Consider the following 20,993-nt stretch of genomic DNA (forward strand, 5'->3'; position numbering starts at 1 on the left):
GCTTTGGATTTGGACAGGAAACCACCTGTACTTCCATTGTAAAGGATTTTTTTATTGTATGGACATTAAATTATTGAACATTGTTAGTATTTTGAATCAACAGACTTAATTAATGCAATGCTAGTGATTTCATCTGATGTAATCATGCTTACTTCTCCTTTAAAAAGCATTTTTTCTAGTGAATTATTTCTCCAATGAAGGTCTCAACCTGTCTCATTTTATCATAAACTTTTTCAAGAAATACCTCCAGTGGAGTTAACGTCTGAGCCTCAATCATTTTCTTAAAAGAGTCTCCCTTTAAAGGTATGTCTCCCATGTTAGAAAGTTTATAATGTGATCAATTGTTTTGAAGTATATTATCCTTTAAAATACTTTTATGTGTTTTAAGTGCTTCAACCTGTTGAGCAATGTCTTTTACCAAATCTAACACATCGTCTAAACTATCTTGTTTCTCCCCCTGTACTTTGATAGATTGATAGACTAAAATCAATATAATCCATCGCATCTGATTTTCCTGCATTTGGATTTGTACCACCCCAACCAAAACGCTGATAATCTGTACCACCATCAATAAAAATGGCATTACATGCATATCATCTAAAGTCGTGACGATAACTCGACGATATGACATTATGACACTACTTACATCTTACTCGATTAACAACAACCTTCACGATTACTCTCTCCTTTTCAATCTTATATCCTTCCATTATTCTAACAAATTCTTCAATATTTCTCTCTCTGCTATTAGAGTGTTTTTTGTATGGAACTATATAAATAGGGAATCGCTTTATGAAATTCTCTTGATAGAAAATCTAGTGAGTGAGAGTAATCGTAATATTTACCCGTTTGAATGCCGCGGTTACTTTTAAAATGCCGCGTTGGTGCTTTTAATTTTTTGTGATATGGACGCATTTCCATTCGCACAGCATTGCCAATTCAGTATTTTACATCAGCTTGTTTATTTCATTAATATAGTTCGTGATTACTTTCATCCCCATACAAACGATCTGATAGTTTCACTTGCTCATCTAGTAGCTTGCTCTAACTCGTCCATCTCATCCTGATATAATAAAAAGATATTATTCATACTGGCATTCATTTCTTTACTATTGGAAGCTCGGACAAGTTTACAGGACGTTTAAACTTGTTTTGGGCATAGTGACATCCAAACAACAATAACGATTAACACTTATATGAGGATTGCATCCCGCAAAAAAGTCATGCATTCACTTTACAAGTGGATATTTTTTCAAATGCAAGGGGAATAACGTCATGTTTAACACGAAAAAGCACTCTTTAGACGAGTCACTAAGAGTGCTTTACGTATTGCTATGACAGCTTTATTAACGTTTTAAAACTACAAACCTACTTCATGCATACTCAATCTACCTCAATCTCCTCATATCAAGGTTTGAAATTAGAGAAAATGTTCACTTTACACGCTTTAATAGTTCGGTTCACAAATATTATGATGGCATCACTCGGCTCATCAAACAATACTTCAGATAGAAACATGATATTATTATATCTAATGTATAAGTAGTAACTCTTTCGAGCAATTTGTTTATTTCTTTAGATATAAGTATTCTTTGTTTCTAAGTGTAATCAGAATATCGAGTCTTATATACATTTGTTATTTACATTAGTACAATTTTTCCAGACTTTAGTCTTCCACAATCTGCGCCCTTTTCTTGAGTACCATAGAAGGTGCAAGACTAATTATAAGCAATATTTATATAGCTATTAAATTTACATATATATTTCATGTATTGTCTTTTTAAAAAGTTCTTTGTCATCGAACGCAATAACAAGAAGTGATCCAGAGTATACGAATGCTTGGGCGTATGCCCCAACCGAAGGAAACAACTTTAAAAGCATTTCTTCAATTGTTATATAATCATTTACTAATCTTCCATTTTCTCTTTTTCTAAGTACAAACTTACTTCTGGCTGTACTGAAAGTAAGACTTAAGTGCGCTTCTGCATTTCTAACATATCTATTTATTATATCCGTTATATCTCGATATTGATTATTAGTTAATCTATTAAACTTCTTTACTTTATCGAATAACCTCAATTTTGAGTCCCGGTACATATTGAATTCTTCATTATTCGCAACTTTTGCGATAGCGATTAAATTTACTAATGTCTTACCGATGAATTCAACACCTTTTGAGTAGGAATTGGAAATATTTGAAGTTACTCTTCTTTTTGTTGCAGCACTTGTTCCTAAAGTTGGATCATTTAATGATTCTTTTGCTTCTGTAAATAGACGGGAAAACTCTGTATAGGCGGACAGACCCTCGATATGCGGCTGTTCAGATGTCCCACGCCAAAATGCATCTAAAATATCTATAACTTTTTGTGGATTAACTTTTAAAGAGTTGATATATAAACGGAAGAGTATTTTAATAAGATGTTTAGTTTGAGCTTTATCAGAATTACTTTCTAGCCATATTTTAATTGATTTATATAAATATTGTGAAGTGTTCATTCCATCACGTTTCATCAATAGTTCTTTTGCTTCTAAACCAAAAAAACCTTCACTATTGAGTTCATCTATTTCTTCTCCAGCAATAAGGAAATCTTCAAGTACATCCCTCACGATACATCCCCCTTATAAAGTAACTTCAACCTTTTGGACGAGTACAGTACAATATTTATTCAATAATTATCCCCTGATTGCTTTAAATGAAATCAATATGCCCATCATCACAGCAAACTAATCTTAAGTTTTATTTTGTGTTAAAACATTTATTATACAAATCTATTTCACTTTCGATGTCACCAGTTACTGGGTTCCCTTCCATACCCGCTCTATAATAATTCATCATTTTTATTGTGGATTGTGTTGTATTGACAAATTCATTGACATTCTCCTCCATGTTCTCGACTAGATACCATGGAACTGTTCCGCATCTATCGTATTCAGAAGTAACTAGTAATAAAACTGTACACTCATAATCAAAAAAATATGATTTATCTTTTTTATTACGTAAGACTTTTTTAAACTGGGCATTAAGTTTATCTGCATTCATCACTGGAAATTTATATGTATCGTCTTGTGATGTATCCTTTATCTTTAGAATCTCTTTAACTAAATCTGTAATTTCTTTTGCCTCTTTATCACCGAATACCGTTACTACTTCATATAGTATATCCTTCTCATTTATGGTAACTAAAAAATCACCAGGTTCATTTGGGATAATCTCTTGGATACTCTTCAATTTTTCACTAACATCCAAGTAAGTTAATAAATGAAATAATTCTATAGATTTTTTAACAAAATCTTTGCTATTGAATTCATGAATATGTTTACTCATAACCCTATTAGTTTTTTTGCTATATGATTTTCATATGTGTAAAGTCGAATATTTCCATCACCAACATATACATTTTGATTGGCATCATTCACAATAACATTCCTCCAAATTTTTTCGGTCATTCTGCTTCTTGGAAGGCTTGATTAGCTCATTAATTGCTGCGATCCAAATAAACATAGATGCAATTATAATAAGAGTCATAGTCATATCAGACACCCCTTTCTTTATGTACTCATTTCACCAGTAAAGCATTTCTATCACAATCTGGTCCGTTTGTAAAAAAGGCACCATCCCTGTGCAACAATCGCGCCCGATTGTGGAACAATCTTTTTATTAAATACCATTGCATGACCCACTATGATGATTGATTATTTTTGGCAGTTGCCGAAAGTTTCAATATCAAGAGTAAGCCAGTAAACAAATAAAATAAAATGGAGATAGTAATGGTGAATCCGCTTTTAGGTAAAAATTTGAGTATAAAAATAACAGAAAACATCCCTGATATAAAAAGTCTATTAGACAATATATCTCTATTTATTTGTTTTCCTTTTATAGTCAATATAATTAGCGCAACAGGTACAAAAAGTAATGATATGATAAAAAATGGCGTATTCCTTAGATACCAAGGTAATTGGTTTTCATCGTTTTTGTTCATACTAACTTCTTTTTCCTCTCCGTTCTAGCCCAATTCTTCAATTAATGGCGTATTTTCTTATTCTATTATTACAGCCATTAGTTTAACTAATAGTCTTTATTTTGTGTGCTTATAACCTACCTTAATCAATGCTTGAACCTTGGCACCAGTCCATCGCCTTTTTCTGAATCTCCAAAACCAGCTGTTCTTTCCCGCTTATGTAGGCCTCAATGTCATTGGGAAAGCGTTGGGACAGTTCTTTTTTTAAGCTACCATATTTATTCACAGCATCAGGATGCGTGCGCAAATAATTGCGAAATGCTAGATGACGCTCGATTTCAGCGTCGCCTATCCCATAAAAATGGATATGATGAGTTCGCTCATCTCCACCCTTTTGGAAAAATCGGCGACCCGGTAGCCCGTTTTCTCCTTTTGGTTCATAACCAATATCAATCATTGTGGGATTAAAGTCATCAACTCGATCAACATCTTTAACTACAGGCATTATGTCAATGACAGGCTTTGCTATTAGTCCATCTATGGACGTACTGCCAATATGATAAATTTCAATTATTTCAGGCCCAAAAATCTCACGTAATTTCTTTGCTTCTTCTTCATACATCAAGGGCCAATTTTTGTTATACGGTGTTACCTCGACTTTCCTCAATTAAAATTATCCTCTCTCTTTCTTTCGATATCCTTCAACAAAAGTACCCGATTCTGTAACATCCTACTCATTTATTTTGACTTGATATCGGATTGTCTTTTGTATTTAAGATTAAAAATTAATTCAAATAAAAAGGCAACTAATAAACCACTCCAAAAAACAAAAGATGGAGAAAATAGGCTGTTTTCCGTTGCTAAATAATAAAAGTAGTTCACTGCAGATATTAACACGTAAGTATAAAAACCAACAATAGCCCCCTTTTTCCAGTTAGATGATTCTTTTTCACCCATCGGCTTGAAAAGTTTCATAACACCATTTTCCTCCTCTTGCAAGATAGCACGTTACCGTCACGACCATTGTTCGGTTACTACACTCAAGTGCTTAAGAATTAGTAGATTGTTCATTTTATACATGAATTACTTCAAAACGTTCACAAACAAGCAGCATATCTTCCGAAAATTCACGTCCGATTGCATTTAGTTCTTTTCTAAAGAATCTTTCATGTTCATTCCACCAATATTGGTAAGTTCTATCTCCTTCTCCTTCTGCAATAGCAAACTCTTCACTGACCTCATTCATTGGGGTTATCGTGACCTCTAACGTCTTAGTGATTGCTACAGGCTTGTCGTCACTATTTAAAATAATATTGTAATCTCCTGTTGCTGGAAGTGGCTCATTTTCTAGCTCATAAAATATATATCCAGAGCATGTGGCAGTTTTAATGCCATCTATCACCAGTTTTGCAAGAGTATTAGGATCAGCCCCAAACTGCCATGCACTAACGGACTGAGGTTTATTTCTATCTTTCCAATATTCATTCCAGTACACTTGAGCAGCTTGATTCATAGTTTATACCTCCATATTTTTATTCAATTAAATGGCTCGGTCATTTTATATGGTCAGCCAGTTATTTCTGGTTGACCTATTTTTAATAGATTTTATGATTAAGATAGCTGGGATAGGATAATCAGGCTAGTGGGACAATGACCCCGACTGCGATACTGTCCATCCCCTTTTTGTATAAACATGTTTGAAGCTGGTTGGGACTTGATTCCGTATAACAGGCGAAATTGTGAGATTAAGAGCGACCAGGAGCGTACCGGCCAATCATTCCTGTCCGATTGGAAATGATACGAAAGGAACTTCTTCTTCAATAACTGCGTCCGATTGCCTTCATATTATACTGTTAAACACATTTGAATTGTTTTCAGAATATGCCCATCAAAATTATCATCGAATGCCTTAATTTTCCTAAATCCTTTTGCTTCATAAAAATTTTTTCCAATATTATTTTCTTTCTCAACATCAATATAAATTTCTTTGACATTTTCTAATTCCTTGATGCCTTTTTGCAATAATGCAGTACCTATGCCCTTACCTTGATAGTCGGGGTAGATATAGATTGCACTTAATTCTGATTGCCCTTCATCGTTTACTATTGTGAAGTTGGCAAAACCAACTACTTCATTTTCAATTTCTGCTACAAAAATAAATGACCCTTTTAATCGTTTTTCCATCATTTCATCACTATAAGCAGTTTTCAAAAAGTTTTCCTGTACATTGTGTGGTATTATTCCATCATAAGTTGAATTCCAGCTTTTTTTCGCCACATCCTGAACCTGCTTAGTATCTTCTTTTTTCATTTCACGAATTATAAAGCCCATTTTATTTCCCCCCTTTTCCTAAACTATCTGGTCCGTTTGCAGCGAAAACTTTATGCGGCATTATCAATACCAGTTACATTTATTTGCACAAATATTTGAACAACATTAGTATTTCCTAAAAATCGTTTTGTTGTTTAAATATGCGTATTCTGGAATTAAATATAAATAATGAGAGAATAGAGATGATTATGATATGAATAACTATATTTATTTGCTCATTGTTTAATAGGGAACCGAGTCCATCGAAAATCCCATAATTAATAATCAAATAAATAAAACCACTTATGATCCAAGCTATTACATAGTGAAATATCCCAGCTATTCTCGGGAATTTCCTCGTTCCTAACATGACAATAATGCCATAAATAAAACCGATCAAGGCGAATAATAAAACATCCCAAAAATATACAGCTTTTCCACTCGCAATATTTATGAACCATTCATTGTGGGCATAGTAAATTGCAAATCCACCTAAGACCATAATATCTATCAATACTGCAATTACATACCCCAATCCTATTATCCAAGTAGTTATTTTGAGGAGTAATAATATGATAACTATGTAGAAAAATATAACCCACACCATGTTATTTAACCTGCCTTACAATTTTCTTTTTTAATTAAATAGCTTTTATATGTAGTACTGGTGCTAATCTTTACTAGAGTATAGCGTCCCGTTAATTGAATAGTGGAAAGCTCTGAAAAAGTGAAACAGTAATAATCAATGTTGATAATGTGCCGAAAGAAGTTAAAATAATGATTTTTCGGTCATTCTGCTTCTTTGAAGGCTTGATTAGCTCATTAATTGCTACAATCCATATAAACATAGATGCAATTATAATAAGAGTCATAGTCATATCAGACCCCCTTTCTTTATTTACTCATTTCACCAGTAAAGCATTTCTATCACAATCTGGTCCGTTTGTAAAAAAGGCACCATCACTGTGCAACCATCGCGCCCGTTAATGGAAATATCAATGAATAAGTTATGTGATTAATATATCTTCTTGGCGTCAGCTGGTAATTCTTTAATGTGACTAAGAAATTTAGTTATATTGTTGTCATATTTTATTGGATATGGATAATTAAAATGCGCGGCTACATCCTGTGATAAGTTTCTGAACAGATCACAAGCAATAAATATAGAGTGCCACATTTGTGTATAATCAGAATTAGAATATGTTTCTTGGTACATCATCCAATATGATTTGGGGAGATACTTCTTAAAGTATTTTCCAAATTTTCCTGTTGAAACTTGGAAGTTTTGCTCTATTCCAATCCACCAGTTCACCATTTTATCTAAAGCATCCCTTGTAGTATATTCATACATTGATTTTGCATATGGAAGTTCATCACGCCATATTCCTTTGGCAACGTTTTGGAGACACCACCAAAAATTACTCGTACAACTTTCAAATTTCCCTTCCGTTGGTTTTTTTATGTGGTAATCAATATCAGTGGGAGAAGGAATTGGTGGCAAGATCTCATCTTTATCTATTAATGGAATAGTAAGCTTATCTTCACCGTACTCGCTAAGCATTTCTTTTTGTGTTTGAAGACGTAAATCTATTCTATTACCATCTGTGAATAACATTAAATATGCGTATGTATAGTTAAAGTTCATATCTTTCCCAACGCTCTTATCAAGTTTATCTGGTTCTTGAACCATCAGAATATCTCCAAATATGTTTATCCAACAATCATTTTTTATGAAAGATACTATTTCCGTTACTACAAAAACAACATCATAATCTTGAAAAATATCCTTTGGCACATTCGGATTTGTTCTTGAACCATTCATATAAACAGCTCTAATTCGTTCATCATTTTCAGCAATATTTGTTATTAAATCAAATATTCTTTCCTCGCTTCTCATCAATTCCTTCTCCCCCTGATCTCTTGGTTAGAATAAATCAAGTTATTCAACATAATGGCCCGATTCTGGAATCATCTAATGTTACAACTGACAAAGTTGTTTTAATTTCACTCATGATTCTGGCTTGATTTGAACAATTTTATTCACTGTCAATAATCATTCATGACCAATATTATCGCTGTCATTATCCATTGGTTCTACTATTTTTCCATCTTTATCCTTTATGATAGTATCTGGTTCTTTAATAAATTTTGGCGAAGTCGAATAATAAGTAAAAGCTCCAATTATGATAACAATTATTATCAATGCAATATAAATTCTTTTTCTCATAGAGCCTCCTCCCTAACACTTTTAGTTTACATTTGGATATAGATAGGCACAATGCTAGCTTCATTCGTTTGAACTAGCCTAGTTTTAAAAATAGAAACGATTTTCTCCCTATAAATATGACTGAAATCCTTAAAGTAATTGCACCCGTTAACGGACGAAATGTTATTATTTATCGTTATATTTATTCTTCTCTCTAAGATTATATAAAGCCTCTATTAAAAGTATAATAAAAGTAACTCCTGCAGCAACTGTGATACTGACTGTTTCATTTAGCCCAATTAATCTACCAATTACATAAAAAACGACTATGCGCATAAGTAGTAAAACACTATAACAAAATATGGTTTTTCCTAATATATATTTCATTATTCTTGATAGGTATGATTTAAAATATGAAAGTAGTCTAAATCAATACCATCTTTTAAATGATTTTTCATACTTATTACTACGATATTTATTAGCAATCGGGCCATTTGGTTGTTAAAGGGGGACGAATTTTTACGAGGTCATCAATCTAGATCGATTATCGTACATAATTAATCGGTTATCGCACCCATTAATTGAGCAAATCAATATATTATTTAACTTCTAAAGCAAAGGCATAGAAAGCATCGCCGTGAGATAAATTTTCATCTTCTTCATCGATCCACCAGACACTGTATACATAAAAATAAGTGCCTTTTTCATTAGGAGCTATAAACTGATTATGATTTACTTCAATTTCTACCTCATCATCATTCTCTATCTGTGAAAGATGAATTTCATTAGGTTTTGGTGTGTAATCCATATTTAATGTGATTTGCTCACCAGCCTTTACTTGTATAGGCTCTTTTTCCTTCAATAACTCTACTGGTCCAACGGTATCAACACACTCCGCGTTCCAACAGTATGTACCAAGCTGGGTATCATATTGTTTATTATCGATTTTTATAGAGACACTGGGTGGTTTGCTCCCTGACAATTCATTATTACAACCGCTAAATATACAAACTGACAATAAGATAACAACGACAACAGTAACTTTTCTCATGTTAAGCCTTCCTCGCAATTCCACAATATAGCTCGATTGCTTGATTTCACCGTCTCGGTTTGCCTTTTAAAATACTTATTCCAGACACAACGCATAGCAAAAACAATAGCAATAATCTTAACCAGTCCATTGAAAGCCAAAAATCCCCACCATTAACTTTGTCAGGACTTAAACCATATTCATCAACAAAAATACTTAAATTCCAAAATAATTTAAGCGAAATAAGCAATAAAATTAGACTCAATACAAACACAGTAATTGATAACTTCTTTGATCCCATTTTACCCTCTCTCTTTCCTTTTAAACTGCAACAATTTAGCATCCTAATACGCTCTATTCAATTGGTTGAATTTTAACATAATTCACTCAACATTATGCTACAATTCAGGAAAAAAAGCTATTCTGGATTAGCACTCATTAATAGAATAAGAGCCACTTACATTTCCATACTACGCACAACAATAAATAGCTTTATCAAAGGCATCTTCGGGGATATATATTATTCCATCTCTTATCTCATAGGGTATATTATTGTTCTCTAACAATTCAGTAGCGTTGCTATTCGTCTTTTCTCCCCATTCCACATATTTTCCATTATATTGACAGGCAGATAAAGTGGTAAAAAGAAGTAACCAACAAAGTACTAATACTATAACCTTCTTCAAAATAAAACCTCCAAATAGTTAAATATACACTATTTATATTCTTATCCGGTGAATCGCTGGATCCTAAGACAAAATCATTATTCCATTATCGCACCCGATTGCTTAACATTCATGAATTGTCAAAATTTTCATCGTTGGCCTGCCAATCTATGATGCAGTATAAGCAATAGATTGGCTTCGCATGAAGGATAGGGTAACACTGTAGATCTTTTTGAAAACATTTTTAGAAGTTTTCAAAAAGAGAGATGATGCCGATGGACATTGTCTTCCTTAGATGTTAGTGGCATTTATTGTTTCTGATAATAACCATATTCATAAAATCTATTCTCTTCCTCACCAACAAGAGCATGCTGATTAAAATTCGTTTTATGTTATACCCCTTTATCTATTCTTATCTAATTATGGCGCAATACTTTATGCTGCAAATGTGCCCGTTTGTGTAGAATTTGATTTGTAATTATTCTTCAAATAAAAATACATCTATTTCGTATTTTTCTAAATCCTCTTTCGATAAGTTTTTCACTAGATATTTCTCCACTTTTTGTATTTCCTCTTCATTATAAACATCTATGTAAATTCCTGGTTTTCCAATATTTTGGTTCTCAAATTCGCCAATTTGAGTACTTTGGACATCATATTTATCCCATACAGAATCAACAACCGCTCCTGTGCTGTACGGTTCTTTTTGTATAGATCCATATAATGCAACACCTATGACAGCACATCCTAAAATTAATATGCCTAACTTACGTTTCAATTTCATCTTATACCCTCCACCATAATTTTTAAATAATCTATCTCTAATATACAGTATTAGCACTTTTTTATTAGGGAAAAGCACTTTATTCTTAAATCCTACTGTTCACAATCGCATTCATATTCCTAATATTTCACCCCCACCAAAATCAATGACACTGTTCAACAATCTAATCCGATTGTTAAACTAAATAAATTAAAACCATTTTAAAAGCTTTTACAATGTAATTACCCAAAATTCACGGTCTTCCAACACTAAATCATAAGGTGTTTTTATTTCTTTCCAACGAACTTTTCTTTTTTTGAAAATATCCTGATCTTCTTTGCCACTAAGTGAAGTAAAGTACTCTATCATCCCACTTGATTGAATAGCATTTTCTAAATAGGAATATAATATGTTTAAACATTTTTCTTCTTTAGTTTCTATTAATTCAAATTTGAATGGGATATGATTTGAATAAGTTGCCACCTGATAAGCAAATGAGAAATGTGGACTATATGAAAATTTCCGTTTTAATTTCTCATCGTAATTATTTTCAAAATAAAGATGTACAAAATCTAATTCACTTGCAAAAATATGAGGTTGTTTCGAAGACACGGGATTCAAACCGAACGAACCTTGAGGTAGTTTCCTTGGTGAAGCAATATATAAGTATTGGGTCATAGTTATTTAACTCCTTTTTCCATAAGCATAAAGCATGATTTATCTTCTACCATTTTCATAAAGGTTTATAAATTTCTCAGCATCTTCGCTTCTTATTTCTCTAATGAACATAAAATTCACCTCGACCATCACAAACCATCCATATCAACACATTAACCATCGTTTATGATTATTATTCGCTCAGTTAAATTCAAAAGGTATTCATGCAATTCAAGTTAAAAACATCATACCATAATCCATCAATTTGTGTTACTATAATAGCAATCTTCCGAAAAAATAATTAATCGTTAAAATTCAACTCTAAAATGAATTTAAGTAAAAATAATGAGGAGGAAACATGATGCTAGGTAGTTTTGGAATTCCGGGAGCTATTATTACTGTTCTAGCTTTAATTGGAATCATCTTTTTGCTTAGAAGGATGTTGCGAAGAAGTTGAAGTATCTCCATCTTTATGTCATTTAAAATCGGTCATAATATGGTGTTATGGCTGATTTCTTTTATTTTCTGGAGGAAAGACTAATATTAAATCATGGACATCTTAGATTAAAAACATATAAAGTAATTGTACAGTCAGGTTTTTTTACTCATGGCGCCTGGTTCATGCGTAATCTGATCTACTTCAAAGAGAGACTCACGCCGCTTGGTGTGATATATTCCCCCTAAAGTAGACACTTTTAAAAAACAAAACTACTTTAGGGGTTTTTTATGCAAAAAATGTATGAAAGAAATGCAAACATTACATCCCTATAATTCGTAATATCATCATATATTTCTTTGCTGAAATGGTCATCAAAATGAGCGAGTGTTTCTGGAATTTCGAGTAGCTTGAAGTACTCTGTAAAGTGCAATACTGGAGCTTTATCCAACAAAACCTCCAAATAGCTACATATACAATTTTTATATTTTTTAGTTGTCAGTTGATTCTATTCAAGCACAGTTGTATTCATTTATCAGACCTGTTGCTGTAAATATATTCATCATTAAATTCCATATGTGGTTTATCCTGCTTGTAATAATGTAACCTATCTTGCAATGTACCAGTATGAAATTCAAATTTATGTCCATCGGGATCAGTAAAATAAATGGACTTCTTATCTTTTTCATCTCGAGGACGTCCATTTAAAATATTTACTCCCAACTTCTCTAACTTTTCAGATATATGATAAAAATCAGCATCTTCTATTGAAAAAGCAATATGAGTGTAAGAGTGATTTATTTCATTACGAGGAATATTTTCCTCTAGATTAAGTGCCAACCACATTCCATTTAAATCAAAATAAGCAGTACTTTTCCCTTTAACCAGCAATTTGGCATCAAATACATCTTGGTAAAACTTAATGGATCTTTCTAAATTTGAAACAGAAAACAAAAAATGATTAAGTCCTTTTACAAACAACTATTTCACCTCAAACACTTTTTACTTTTCAACAACTTTATCTGCATCGAATGTCCATGTAACCTTATTTCGATAATCTTTATTGTTTCCATCAAAAAAACCAAAAACAATCATATACTCATCTGCACGGTCACGCATTATAATTGAGATTTTTTGGTCTATTACTTCTCCTTTTTCTAATGACATGGAATTCGTAGGATTTTCTTCTAATGGTATTTCATTATTTTCATCCACAAACCAATCACCTATTCCAAGTAAATCGCCGTTGTTTCCTAGTTCATCATTCTCAATTGCCTCTTCATCTGAACCTCTAGCTGCATCTGGCTTTTCTATTGTTAAATAACCATCACTTAAATTCTTAAACGTGAAATCGCCAATTAAATAAAGGGCATCGTCTGATTCTGTTTCTTTTCCGATATCTCGCACCATTTCCACGCCATTTAATGTAATTGCTAGTTCGTTGTAATCCCCCTGTGTCACCGTGTAACCTGTGTCTCCGATTTCGAGCCCCATTTGATCTTTTAATTCAATTGGATCAGCTTCCGCATCAATGATGATATCTTCAGGGATAGCTGCTTGTCCATCATTATTTTTTTCTGATTGATTTTCTTTATTGTCTACGGCATCTTCATTACTTACTTCCTCACTATCCCCCGTACACGCAACCAAAACAGTGCATATTATCATTGTGAAAATAAATATAAGTACTTTCTTCAATGAGTATTCTCCCCTTTTTTCCTATATCATAACATAATTATCTATGTTTAGGTAATATTCCCACTATTTTTTTTTGTAGTACTATTATGTATTTTTCATTTGTATAACAAAGAAGCTAGTCTCGTATTTTTCTTACCATCTGTTGCATCCTTATCTTTCTCTTATCTGTACTTTCTTTATCTATCGAAATGAGGAGGGTACTGTTATTGAAGCGAAAGATGCGCAGGACGGAATGGACTGTACCTTTGTATGGGGTGCATTCCTTTGGTAAAATGATTTCCAAATTATCTTTTTCTATTAGAATAACAGCTACTTCACCTTCCAACCGGTCAACTACTCCCTTTTTAAGGGTGAAAATATTTATATTCGAAATGTCTTCATCTGAAAAATTCGTACATCGTGATATTTCCTCTCCCTGATAGCTCGTTTGCTGATTTAGGAGGAGAAAATACATCATTATAAAGACCATCATGATACTCGTCCTTTCTGGAGGCATTTTAATCATTATCGAATACTTTTACGACACAGTCATTTTTGAAAAAACGAAAAATCTAGAAATAAATCATCCCTAAAATGAAAGAATTCCCCTAGAAAACACAAAAACATGATGATTTTCAGCATAAAAATTTCCTTTTCTTTTCATTTCCTTTAAAGTAAAAAGAGACATCAATGTTTGGGGGATACTAGATTTGAGAAAATATCTTATGTTAATGGTTTCACTTCTTTTCTTATTCACTGCTTGCGGTGTAGAAGAAACAGGAACAAATATGAATGAAAATGACCATGATACGGTAACAGAAACTAGCGCAGAAGCTGAGGACACCGGAGACAATGTGGAAGCGAAAGAAAAAGAAAAGGAAGAAAAAGAAGAGAAGGAAAATAAGAAACAAAAACAAACGTCGAAAAAGCAAACACATCCAAAGAAAACAACCGACACATTAGCACCTTTGACAATCCACTATATAGATGTCGGGCAGGCAGATGCAACATTATTCACCTATGAAAGTGGTGGGGAAAATTATACGATTTTGTTCGATACAGGGGATTGGAAACGAAATGATACGGTTGAATATTTAGCAGATCAAGGGATTACGGCACTGGATTTAGTAATTATTAGTCATCCAGATGCAGATCATATTGGGCAATTACCGGATATTATCGATACATTCGATGTCGGTGAGGTGTGGATGTCTGGGAATGAAAGTACTTCCGAGACTTTTCAAAAATCAATCGAAGGTATTTTAGCAAATGATATCGACTATCATGAACCACGTGCAGGGGAAGATTATGAAATTGGGAATCTGCAACTAAAAATTGTCCACCCGTCATCGATTTCAGGAAAAGCGAATGAAGAATCGGTTTCCATTCAATTTACATATGGCGAGAAACGTTTCCTATTTACAGGAGATGCTGATATACAGGCAGAATCGGAAATGATTGGAACAGGGATTGACTTAAAATCACACGTTTTTCAACTAGGACATCATGGTTCTGATACATCCAATGGGCAGGAATTCATTGATGCGGTTCAACCAGAAGTTGCAATTTTCAGTGCTGGGGTGGATAGTCAATATGGTCATCCACATCAGGATGTGATTGAAAGACTCAAACAATCTGGTGTGAAAATCTATGGTACTGCAACAGATGGCAATATTTTGGTGACAACAGATGGAAAAACATATTCCATTAATACTGGGAAAAAGAAATCTGCTTCGAAAGAGCGTTCCAAAACTAATTCACCATCAAACCATAAGAAAACAACGCAAAGTGAAAAAACACCATCCGATAACTGTATCAATATCAATCAAGCATCCGCAGAAGACCTACAGAAAATCACCAATATCGGGCCAAAGCGAGCGGAAGATGTGATTGCGAACAGACCGTATAAAAAGTTAGATGAGCTTTCAAAAGTCAATGGGATTGGGGAGGTACGACTGCAAGAGATTAAAGAGGAAGGTTTAGCTTGTGTGAATTGAATTTCAAAAGAAGATTACGTTTAGATGGAGTTTTTATCCTACCTTCTTTCAAAGCATGGCATAACCTATCCAATTAAAGAGGCAAGTATCGTAACCTCGTGAATAAAGGAGAGATGGAAATGCATGGATTTTTAGATCGTTTTGAGGGAAATATGGCAGTCATCCTTGTCGAAGAAGTAAAAGAGGAATTCACCGTTAACAAGGAAATGTTACCCGATGGAAGTGATGTGAATACGTATTTTGAAATCGAGAAGAAACATGGAAATTATCATATCGTTCAAATAGACACAACGAAAACCACACAAGAGAAACAAACAACGAGTGATTTAATGGCTAAATTACGCGCGAAAAAAACGGGAAGTAAATTTAAAAAGTAACGTAGAAAGCCAGTCGGTCGATCAATCCGATTGGCTTTGATTATTTAAAAATTCCTCTACCTCGACTTCGCTTGGCATTCCAGTCTGTGCACCTATTTTCGTCACCGAAAGAGCTGCAGCGGCATTCGCATAGGAAATCGCGTGATGTAAAGACGCCCCTTTTGCAATTTGACTAACAAATGCTCCATTGAATGTATCCCCTGCCCCGGTGGTATCTTTTACTGGAACTAAAAACGCTGGGACGAGCTTTTTTTCTCCATTATTATTTACAAATTGTACACCTGATTTTCCTAGGGTAATGATGGTTTTTCTTTGAATACGTACATTTTGTTGCGTGATATTTATCGCTTCTGCTTCTATTTCATTTGGTGTTATATATGTTACTTTTTCTAGTAATGATTTAGATAGAGGTTGAAATGGTGCAGGATTTAGCACGACTTTCACCCCAGATTCATAGGCTAATTCGATGACATACTGAATGGTTCTCATGGGAATTTCTTGCTGGAGTAACACAATATCACTATTTTGGATGATATGTTTCTTTTTTTCTATCATTTCAGGGGTTACATGCTGATTTGCACCTGGAGCAACGATGATACGGTTATCTTGATTCATCATAATAATATTAGCAATCCCTGTGGATACCCCCCCCAGTACTTCCACTCCTTGCATTTGGATTCCTTCCTGTTGTAAATGTGTAAGTAGATGTTTTCCGAACACATCATCCCCCACAGCCCCAATCATCGTTACATCTGAGCCAAGCCTTGCTGCAGCTACCGCCTGATTTGCCCCTTTTCCACCAGGATATGTTCTATATTTTTCGCCAAGAACTGTTTCCCCTTGTTTTGGCATTTTAGACGTTGAAACAGTTATATCCATATTAATACTACCAACCACACAGACAGCGTTTTTGTTCATTTTTCAAAATCCTTTCGTGAATACGCAATATTATTAGATTATTATAACATATTCCTTTTCATAGATTTTTTAATATTAATGAATTATAATAGAGTTGTTAAATATTTTATATCTATCCTTTTCATATATGTTTTGGAGCTTTTTATTTTTTTATTAGGGAAAGTAAGGGCTTACAAAACTTAATATTCATTAAATAACAGCAGATATAGAAAAAGAATTTCAGCATATTAGGGGGTAACCAAGATGAGTTGGGTAAAAAATTTTTTTATTTATCTTTCAGAAAACCAAACACTGAATAAAGGAGCACAACGTTGGGGACTTAAATTAGGTGCACAATCCGTTGTTGCAGGCACGAATATCGATGAAATGATTGAAAGTATTAAGAAACTAAATGCCCATGGGATTTCTTGTACGATTGATAATCTTGGAGAGTTTGTTTTTGAAAAAGAGGAAGCAGTTGAAGCAAAAGGAAAAATTATCAAAGTAATTGAGGCCATTCATGAACATCAAATAGATGCACATATTTCTTTAAAGCCTACCCAGTTAGGTTTAGATATTGATTATGATTTTTGTCTAGCGAATTTAACTGAAATTATGGAAAAGGCCAAGTCCTATGATATTTTTGTCAATATGGATATGGAGGATTATGATCATTTACAGACTTCCTTTGATTTGCTTGATGAATTAGCAAAAACATATGACAATATTGGAACCGTTATCCAAGCCTACTTCTTTAATTCTGTAGACAATATACAAAAATATAAAGACTTTCGCTTACGTCTTGTAAAAGGTGCTTACAAGGAGTCAGAGACTGTAGCATTTCAAGATAAAAAAGATATCGATAAAAATTTCCTAAAACTAATTGAATATCATTTACTAAGTGGAAAGTTCACATCCATTGCAACACATGATCACCATATTATTAACCATGTGAAAAAATTTGTCAAAGAAAATAATATTCCAAATGATAAATTTGAATTTCAAATGCTTTATGGATTTAGAAAAGACATGCAAATTGAACTTGCGAAAGAGGGCTATAACTTCTGTACGTATGTACCATTTGGAGAAGATTGGTATGGCTACTTCATGCGTCGTCTAGCAGAACGTCCACAAAACTTGAATCTTGTTGCAAAACAGGTATTTAACAAGAAGACAAACACTGTTTTAGCTGCTGTTGCAGGTGCTTTTCTTCTAAGAAAACTTACGAAAAAGAAGAAAAAGAAAAATGAGAAAAAGGCATAACCGATATAATTTTTAAAAGTTGCTCCGTTTCCAACGGGCAACTTTTTTTCTATGTAGGAAATCGGGAATGGAGCGGATTTATCAGGATTTCGGGGATTTTATCGGGATTTCTACGATTTTAAGAAAAAAAGGTCCCTCGGCTACCACCCCGAGAGACATCAATATGGCTACATTTGAAATACAAAAACTAACTATATTTTAAACGCGTTCTATTTCTTTTTTGCGTCTAAAAACAACTCATTTACCTTATCCCAATTAACCGTATTCCACCAGTTTGTAACGAATTCTGGTCTACGATTTTGGTATTTCAGGTAGTATGCATGCTCCCACACATCAATAACGAGTAAAGGAGTTTTTCCTACTGTCAATGGTGTGTCTTGGTTTGCTGTACTCATCACAGCTAAATCTCCATGATGATCCATCACTAACCAACCATATCCACTTCCAAATCTAGAAATAGCAGCTTTTGATAGTTCATCTTGTAAATTATCGAAATTTCCAAAGTATTTATCAATTTCTTTCCCTATATCTGCAGTTGCTTCTCCTCCGCCATTCGGGGACATGACTTCCCAAAATAGTTTATGGCTATATGTTCCACCACCATTATTTCGAACTTGTGTACGAATATCTGCTGGCAGAGATTCTAAATTCGTTAGTAAATATTCTAATGATTTCTCTTGTAGATCTTGGTGGCCTTCCAAAGCTTTATTTAGATTATTTACGTATGTCGCATGATGTTTTCCATGATGAATTTGTAAAGTTTTCGCATCAATATGCGGTTCTAGAGCTTCTACATCATAAGGTAGTTCAGGTAATACAAATTTAGACATGATTTATCCCCTTTCATTTGTTTCCTTTGTATAATTATTTTGCCTATATACAACTTATATGCTCTATGGAATATTGTCAAGTGTTTTCTTTAAAAAATCATTTTTACTATAAATAAACCCCAATTCCTGGACCAAATGGAATTTCCAGAAAAATAAATAACAGTAATAAAATAATCCAACTTCCTAAAAAGAAGATACTATATGGAAGCATTAAAGCAATGAGTGTCCCGATGCCAGCCTTTTTATCGTAATCTTTCATGAACGATAAAATGATAATAATATACGGATTCATTGGTGTGATGACGTTCGTTGAGGAATCAGCAATTCGGTAAGCAACTTGAACAAATGCCGGATGGTAATCTAAAAAGTAAAACATCTTAATGAAAATTGGTGCCTCCAATGCCCATTGTGCGGAACCACTGAATATGAACAAGTTTAGTATTGCTGTTAACAAAACAAATCCGATAATAACGGTAATACCTGTTAAACCTACAGATTGTAAAAAGTTTGCTCCTGATACAGCGATCCATGAACCGATATTGGACCATTCAAAATAAGAAATAAATTGCGATGCAGAAAAAATTAATACAATAAATCCAGCCATATCGCGCATTGCTTCTCCCATATATTTTCCGATAGAGCGTGTATCTGTGATTTTTTTAACCGTGATTCCGTATGTCACACCAACAATGATAAAAAGGAAAAATAATATAGGAACAATCCCTGTTAGAAAAGGTGACGGAACCATACCACCATCTTCATTTGTTAGTGGAGAGTTTGGTAGGAAAATGATGCTAATAAGAAAAGCGATATAAATGAGCCCAGCTATTACTGCATTTATAAAACCTTTCCATTCCCTTGGTTGAACTTTAGTAAATTCCTTTTTTACATCTCCTGTATATTTACCTAATCGAGGCTCAACGATTTTTTCAGTCACAAGCGCTCCAATAACAGATAAGACGACAACAGAAGCAATCATAAAATACCAATTATCAACCGGAGTAACGACTACATTTTCATCAATCGTTTGAACTACTTCTGTGGAAATTCCTGATAATAAGGCATCTGCACCACTAACCATGAAATTCGCAGTATAGCCTGATCCAACACCAGCAAAACCTGCAGCAAGACCTGCTAATGGATGACGCCCAATATTATAAAAAACCATCGCACTTAATGGTGGAATAATAACGAAGGCAGCATCTGATGCAAGATTTCCGAGAATCCCTGTTAACACGACAGCATACGTAATCAAGGAAGGAGGAGCTTTTACGATGGTACATTTAATTGCTGTTTCCAGTAAACCAACTTTATCTGCTAAACCAACTCCTAACATCATCGTTAATACGATTCCTAACGGTTTAAAGCCAACAAAATTATCAATCATCGATGTGATCATGAATTGAATACCATCTTTTGATAGTAAGCTTTGAATAAATACCTTTTCTTCCACACCTGGTTGATAAAAAGATATATTGAATAATGCGATGATACTGGATAGCACAATAACAATTAACGCTAAATAAACGAATAACATAAAAGGGTCTGGTAACCTATTTCCAATTCTTTCAATTCCATTTAATATCCGTGAAATACGTGAGGGGCTTCCATTCTCTTCAGTCGCCATTTCTTTCGCCTCCTAAATGAATTGATTTTGATAACAGAACTCCAACTTTTTATTTTATTTTGTATATGTATGCATCCATATGCTAATCATGATAAAGAAAACTTGGTTCAGATAGAGTTTTTATTCCACCTGAAACTTAATCGCACTTTTTTTGAAGCATGGTTGTACTTTCTACCGTGTCTTTAAGCAAGAGTATTAGTAATTGTGCTAAGGATAGAGCATCGGGTGATTTTAAAAATTAAATAAATTTAGGCAAAAAAATAATCTTTGACATGTTTATCAAAGATTATTTTTACTTA

At 33.5% G+C, this 20,993-nt stretch carries 26 protein-coding genes; 3 read left to right on the top strand and 23 right to left on the bottom strand.

The annotated features are described in order from the left end of the window. Positions 1–337: 337 nt before the first annotated feature. The 20 genes from FHP05_RS15435 to FHP05_RS14895 form a co-directional block, all read right to left on the bottom strand. Positions 338–631: a hypothetical protein gene (locus FHP05_RS15435; RefSeq protein WP_191126372.1), complete on the bottom strand. Its 294-nt coding sequence runs from the start codon at positions 629–631 to the stop codon at positions 338–340. A 1,121-nt stretch (positions 632–1,752) separates the two neighbouring features. Further along, a complete protein-coding gene (locus FHP05_RS14815; RefSeq protein ID WP_147670706.1) occupies positions 1,753–2,607 on the bottom strand; it encodes a hypothetical protein in 855 nt (284 codons plus the stop codon). A 130-nt stretch (positions 2,608–2,737) separates the two neighbouring features. After that, positions 2,738–3,229 carry a hypothetical protein gene (locus FHP05_RS14820; protein ID WP_147670708.1) on the bottom strand — a complete coding sequence of 164 codons (492 nt, stop codon included), beginning with the start codon at positions 3,227–3,229 and terminating at the stop codon, positions 2,738–2,740. A 180-nt stretch (positions 3,230–3,409) separates the two neighbouring features. Beyond that, positions 3,410–3,532 (bottom strand): hypothetical protein, encoded by a 123-nt coding sequence (locus FHP05_RS15670; RefSeq protein ID WP_269144286.1) that lies wholly within the window; start codon positions 3,530–3,532, stop codon positions 3,410–3,412. Between the two features lie 569 nt (positions 3,533–4,101). Further along, positions 4,102–4,626: a GrpB family protein gene (locus FHP05_RS14825; RefSeq protein WP_147670710.1), complete on the bottom strand. Its 525-nt coding sequence runs from the start codon at positions 4,624–4,626 to the stop codon at positions 4,102–4,104. A gap of 71 nt (positions 4,627–4,697) precedes the next feature. After that, positions 4,698–4,934, bottom strand: a complete 237-nt coding sequence (locus FHP05_RS14830) for a hypothetical protein (RefSeq protein WP_147670711.1) — start codon at positions 4,932–4,934, stop codon at positions 4,698–4,700. Positions 4,935–5,031: 97 nt separating this feature from the next. Then, positions 5,032–5,472, bottom strand: coding sequence for an ASCH domain-containing protein (locus FHP05_RS14835; protein WP_147670713.1), 441 nt, complete (start codon positions 5,470–5,472; stop codon positions 5,032–5,034). 332 nt (positions 5,473–5,804) lie between these two features. Further along, the gene (locus tag FHP05_RS14840) at positions 5,805–6,290 is read right to left on the bottom strand and encodes a GNAT family N-acetyltransferase (protein ID WP_147670715.1); all 486 of its coding nucleotides are present in this window, start codon (positions 6,288–6,290) and stop codon (positions 5,805–5,807) included. Positions 6,291–6,405: 115 nt separating this feature from the next. Beyond that, positions 6,406–6,804 carry a hypothetical protein gene (locus FHP05_RS14845; protein ID WP_147670716.1) on the bottom strand — a complete coding sequence of 133 codons (399 nt, stop codon included), beginning with the start codon at positions 6,802–6,804 and terminating at the stop codon, positions 6,406–6,408. A gap of 163 nt (positions 6,805–6,967) precedes the next feature. Continuing rightward, on the bottom strand, positions 6,968–7,147 hold the full coding sequence (locus tag FHP05_RS14850; protein ID WP_147670718.1) for a hypothetical protein: 180 nt from the start codon (positions 7,145–7,147) through the stop codon (positions 6,968–6,970). Between the two features lie 137 nt (positions 7,148–7,284). Continuing rightward, positions 7,285–8,166, bottom strand: a complete 882-nt coding sequence (locus FHP05_RS14855; RefSeq protein ID WP_147670720.1) for an aminoglycoside 6-adenylyltransferase — start codon at positions 8,164–8,166, stop codon at positions 7,285–7,287. Between the two features lie 156 nt (positions 8,167–8,322). After that, on the bottom strand, positions 8,323–8,496 hold the full coding sequence (locus FHP05_RS15440; RefSeq protein WP_191126373.1) for a hypothetical protein: 174 nt from the start codon (positions 8,494–8,496) through the stop codon (positions 8,323–8,325). A 577-nt stretch (positions 8,497–9,073) separates the two neighbouring features. Next, positions 9,074–9,526: a hypothetical protein gene (locus FHP05_RS14860; protein ID WP_191126374.1), complete on the bottom strand. Its 453-nt coding sequence runs from the start codon at positions 9,524–9,526 to the stop codon at positions 9,074–9,076. A gap of 46 nt (positions 9,527–9,572) precedes the next feature. Further along, positions 9,573–9,806 (bottom strand): hypothetical protein, encoded by a 234-nt coding sequence (locus FHP05_RS14865; RefSeq protein WP_147670722.1) that lies wholly within the window; start codon positions 9,804–9,806, stop codon positions 9,573–9,575. Positions 9,807–9,975: 169 nt separating this feature from the next. Next, positions 9,976–10,191 carry a hypothetical protein gene (locus tag FHP05_RS14870; protein WP_147670723.1) on the bottom strand — a complete coding sequence of 72 codons (216 nt, stop codon included), beginning with the start codon at positions 10,189–10,191 and terminating at the stop codon, positions 9,976–9,978. Between the two features lie 457 nt (positions 10,192–10,648). After that, positions 10,649–10,954: a hypothetical protein gene (locus tag FHP05_RS14875; protein ID WP_147670725.1), complete on the bottom strand. Its 306-nt coding sequence runs from the start codon at positions 10,952–10,954 to the stop codon at positions 10,649–10,651. A gap of 210 nt (positions 10,955–11,164) precedes the next feature. Continuing rightward, positions 11,165–11,611, bottom strand: coding sequence for a hypothetical protein (locus tag FHP05_RS14880; RefSeq protein ID WP_147670727.1), 447 nt, complete (start codon positions 11,609–11,611; stop codon positions 11,165–11,167). A 943-nt stretch (positions 11,612–12,554) separates the two neighbouring features. Beyond that, positions 12,555–13,007, bottom strand: a complete 453-nt coding sequence (gene fosM / locus FHP05_RS14885; protein ID WP_147670729.1) for a FosM family fosfomycin resistance protein — start codon at positions 13,005–13,007, stop codon at positions 12,555–12,557. 21 nt (positions 13,008–13,028) lie between these two features. Further along, a complete protein-coding gene (locus tag FHP05_RS14890; protein ID WP_147670731.1) occupies positions 13,029–13,724 on the bottom strand; it encodes a hypothetical protein in 696 nt (231 codons plus the stop codon). A gap of 115 nt (positions 13,725–13,839) precedes the next feature. Further along, a complete protein-coding gene (locus FHP05_RS14895) occupies positions 13,840–14,196 on the bottom strand; it encodes a DUF3006 domain-containing protein (RefSeq protein WP_191126375.1) in 357 nt (118 codons plus the stop codon). 217 nt (positions 14,197–14,413) lie between these two features. Between FHP05_RS14895 and FHP05_RS14900 the strand changes: the two genes are divergently transcribed. Next, a complete protein-coding gene (locus FHP05_RS14900; RefSeq protein ID WP_147670734.1) occupies positions 14,414–15,700 on the top strand; it encodes an MBL fold metallo-hydrolase in 1,287 nt (428 codons plus the stop codon). A 119-nt stretch (positions 15,701–15,819) separates the two neighbouring features. Further along, entirely contained in the window at positions 15,820–16,077 is a 258-nt protein-coding gene (locus FHP05_RS14905; protein WP_191126376.1) for a DUF3006 domain-containing protein, read from the top strand. Between the two features lie 21 nt (positions 16,078–16,098). On the opposite strand, the gene rbsK is transcribed toward FHP05_RS14905, so the two are convergent. Then, the gene (rbsK, locus tag FHP05_RS14910; RefSeq protein WP_147670737.1) at positions 16,099–16,995 is read right to left on the bottom strand and encodes a ribokinase; all 897 of its coding nucleotides are present in this window, start codon (positions 16,993–16,995) and stop codon (positions 16,099–16,101) included. Between the two features lie 243 nt (positions 16,996–17,238). On the opposite strand from rbsK, the gene FHP05_RS14915 reads away from it, so the two are divergent. Then, positions 17,239–18,237: a proline dehydrogenase family protein gene (locus FHP05_RS14915; RefSeq protein ID WP_147670739.1), complete on the top strand. Its 999-nt coding sequence runs from the start codon at positions 17,239–17,241 to the stop codon at positions 18,235–18,237. A 209-nt stretch (positions 18,238–18,446) separates the two neighbouring features. On the opposite strand, the gene FHP05_RS14920 is transcribed toward FHP05_RS14915, so the two are convergent. After that, entirely contained in the window at positions 18,447–19,067 is a 621-nt protein-coding gene (locus tag FHP05_RS14920; protein WP_147670741.1) for a superoxide dismutase, read from the bottom strand. Between the two features lie 106 nt (positions 19,068–19,173). Next, positions 19,174–20,694 carry an AbgT family transporter gene (locus FHP05_RS14925; protein WP_147670743.1) on the bottom strand — a complete coding sequence of 507 codons (1,521 nt, stop codon included), beginning with the start codon at positions 20,692–20,694 and terminating at the stop codon, positions 19,174–19,176. Positions 20,695–20,993: the final 299 nt, after the last annotated feature.

The sequence above is a fragment of the Cerasibacillus terrae genome (assembly GCF_008039555.1).
Taxonomy (GTDB): domain Bacteria; phylum Bacillota; class Bacilli; order Bacillales; family Amphibacillaceae; genus Cerasibacillus; species Cerasibacillus terrae.

Coding starts and splice junctions, on each gene's coding strand:
- FHP05_RS14850 (WP_147670718.1), bottom strand. CDS start 7,147: ATGACTATGACTCTTATTATAATTGCATCTATGTTTATATGGATTGTA.
- FHP05_RS14915 (WP_147670739.1), top strand. CDS start 17,239: ATGAGTTGGGTAAAAAATTTTTTTATTTATCTTTCAGAAAACCAAACA.
- FHP05_RS14865 (WP_147670722.1), bottom strand. CDS start 9,806: ATGGGATCAAAGAAGTTATCAATTACTGTGTTTGTATTGAGTCTAATT.
- FHP05_RS14920 (WP_147670741.1), bottom strand. CDS start 19,067: ATGTCTAAATTTGTATTACCTGAACTACCTTATGATGTAGAAGCTCTA.
- rbsK (WP_147670737.1), bottom strand. CDS start 16,995: ATGAACAAAAACGCTGTCTGTGTGGTTGGTAGTATTAATATGGATATA.
- FHP05_RS14895 (WP_191126375.1), bottom strand. CDS start 14,196: ATGATGGTCTTTATAATGATGTATTTTCTCCTCCTAAATCAGCAAACG.
- FHP05_RS15435 (WP_191126372.1), bottom strand. CDS start 631: ATGTCATATCGTCGAGTTATCGTCACGACTTTAGATGATATGCATGTA.
- FHP05_RS15670 (WP_269144286.1), bottom strand. CDS start 3,532: ATGACTATGACTCTTATTATAATTGCATCTATGTTTATTTGGATCGCA.
- FHP05_RS14855 (WP_147670720.1), bottom strand. CDS start 8,166: ATGAGAAGCGAGGAAAGAATATTTGATTTAATAACAAATATTGCTGAA.
- FHP05_RS14835 (WP_147670713.1), bottom strand. CDS start 5,472: ATGAATCAAGCTGCTCAAGTGTACTGGAATGAATATTGGAAAGATAGA.
- FHP05_RS14875 (WP_147670725.1), bottom strand. CDS start 10,954: ATGAAATTGAAACGTAAGTTAGGCATATTAATTTTAGGATGTGCTGTC.
- FHP05_RS14925 (WP_147670743.1), bottom strand. CDS start 20,694: ATGGCGACTGAAGAGAATGGAAGCCCCTCACGTATTTCACGGATATTA.
- FHP05_RS14840 (WP_147670715.1), bottom strand. CDS start 6,290: ATGGGCTTTATAATTCGTGAAATGAAAAAAGAAGATACTAAGCAGGTT.
- FHP05_RS15440 (WP_191126373.1), bottom strand. CDS start 8,496: ATGAGAAAAAGAATTTATATTGCATTGATAATAATTGTTATCATAATT.
- FHP05_RS14860 (WP_191126374.1), bottom strand. CDS start 9,526: ATGAGAAAAGTTACTGTTGTCGTTGTTATCTTATTGTCAGTTTGTATA.
- FHP05_RS14905 (WP_191126376.1), top strand. CDS start 15,820: ATGCATGGATTTTTAGATCGTTTTGAGGGAAATATGGCAGTCATCCTT.
- FHP05_RS14880 (WP_147670727.1), bottom strand. CDS start 11,611: ATGACCCAATACTTATATATTGCTTCACCAAGGAAACTACCTCAAGGT.
- FHP05_RS14830 (WP_147670711.1), bottom strand. CDS start 4,934: ATGAAACTTTTCAAGCCGATGGGTGAAAAAGAATCATCTAACTGGAAA.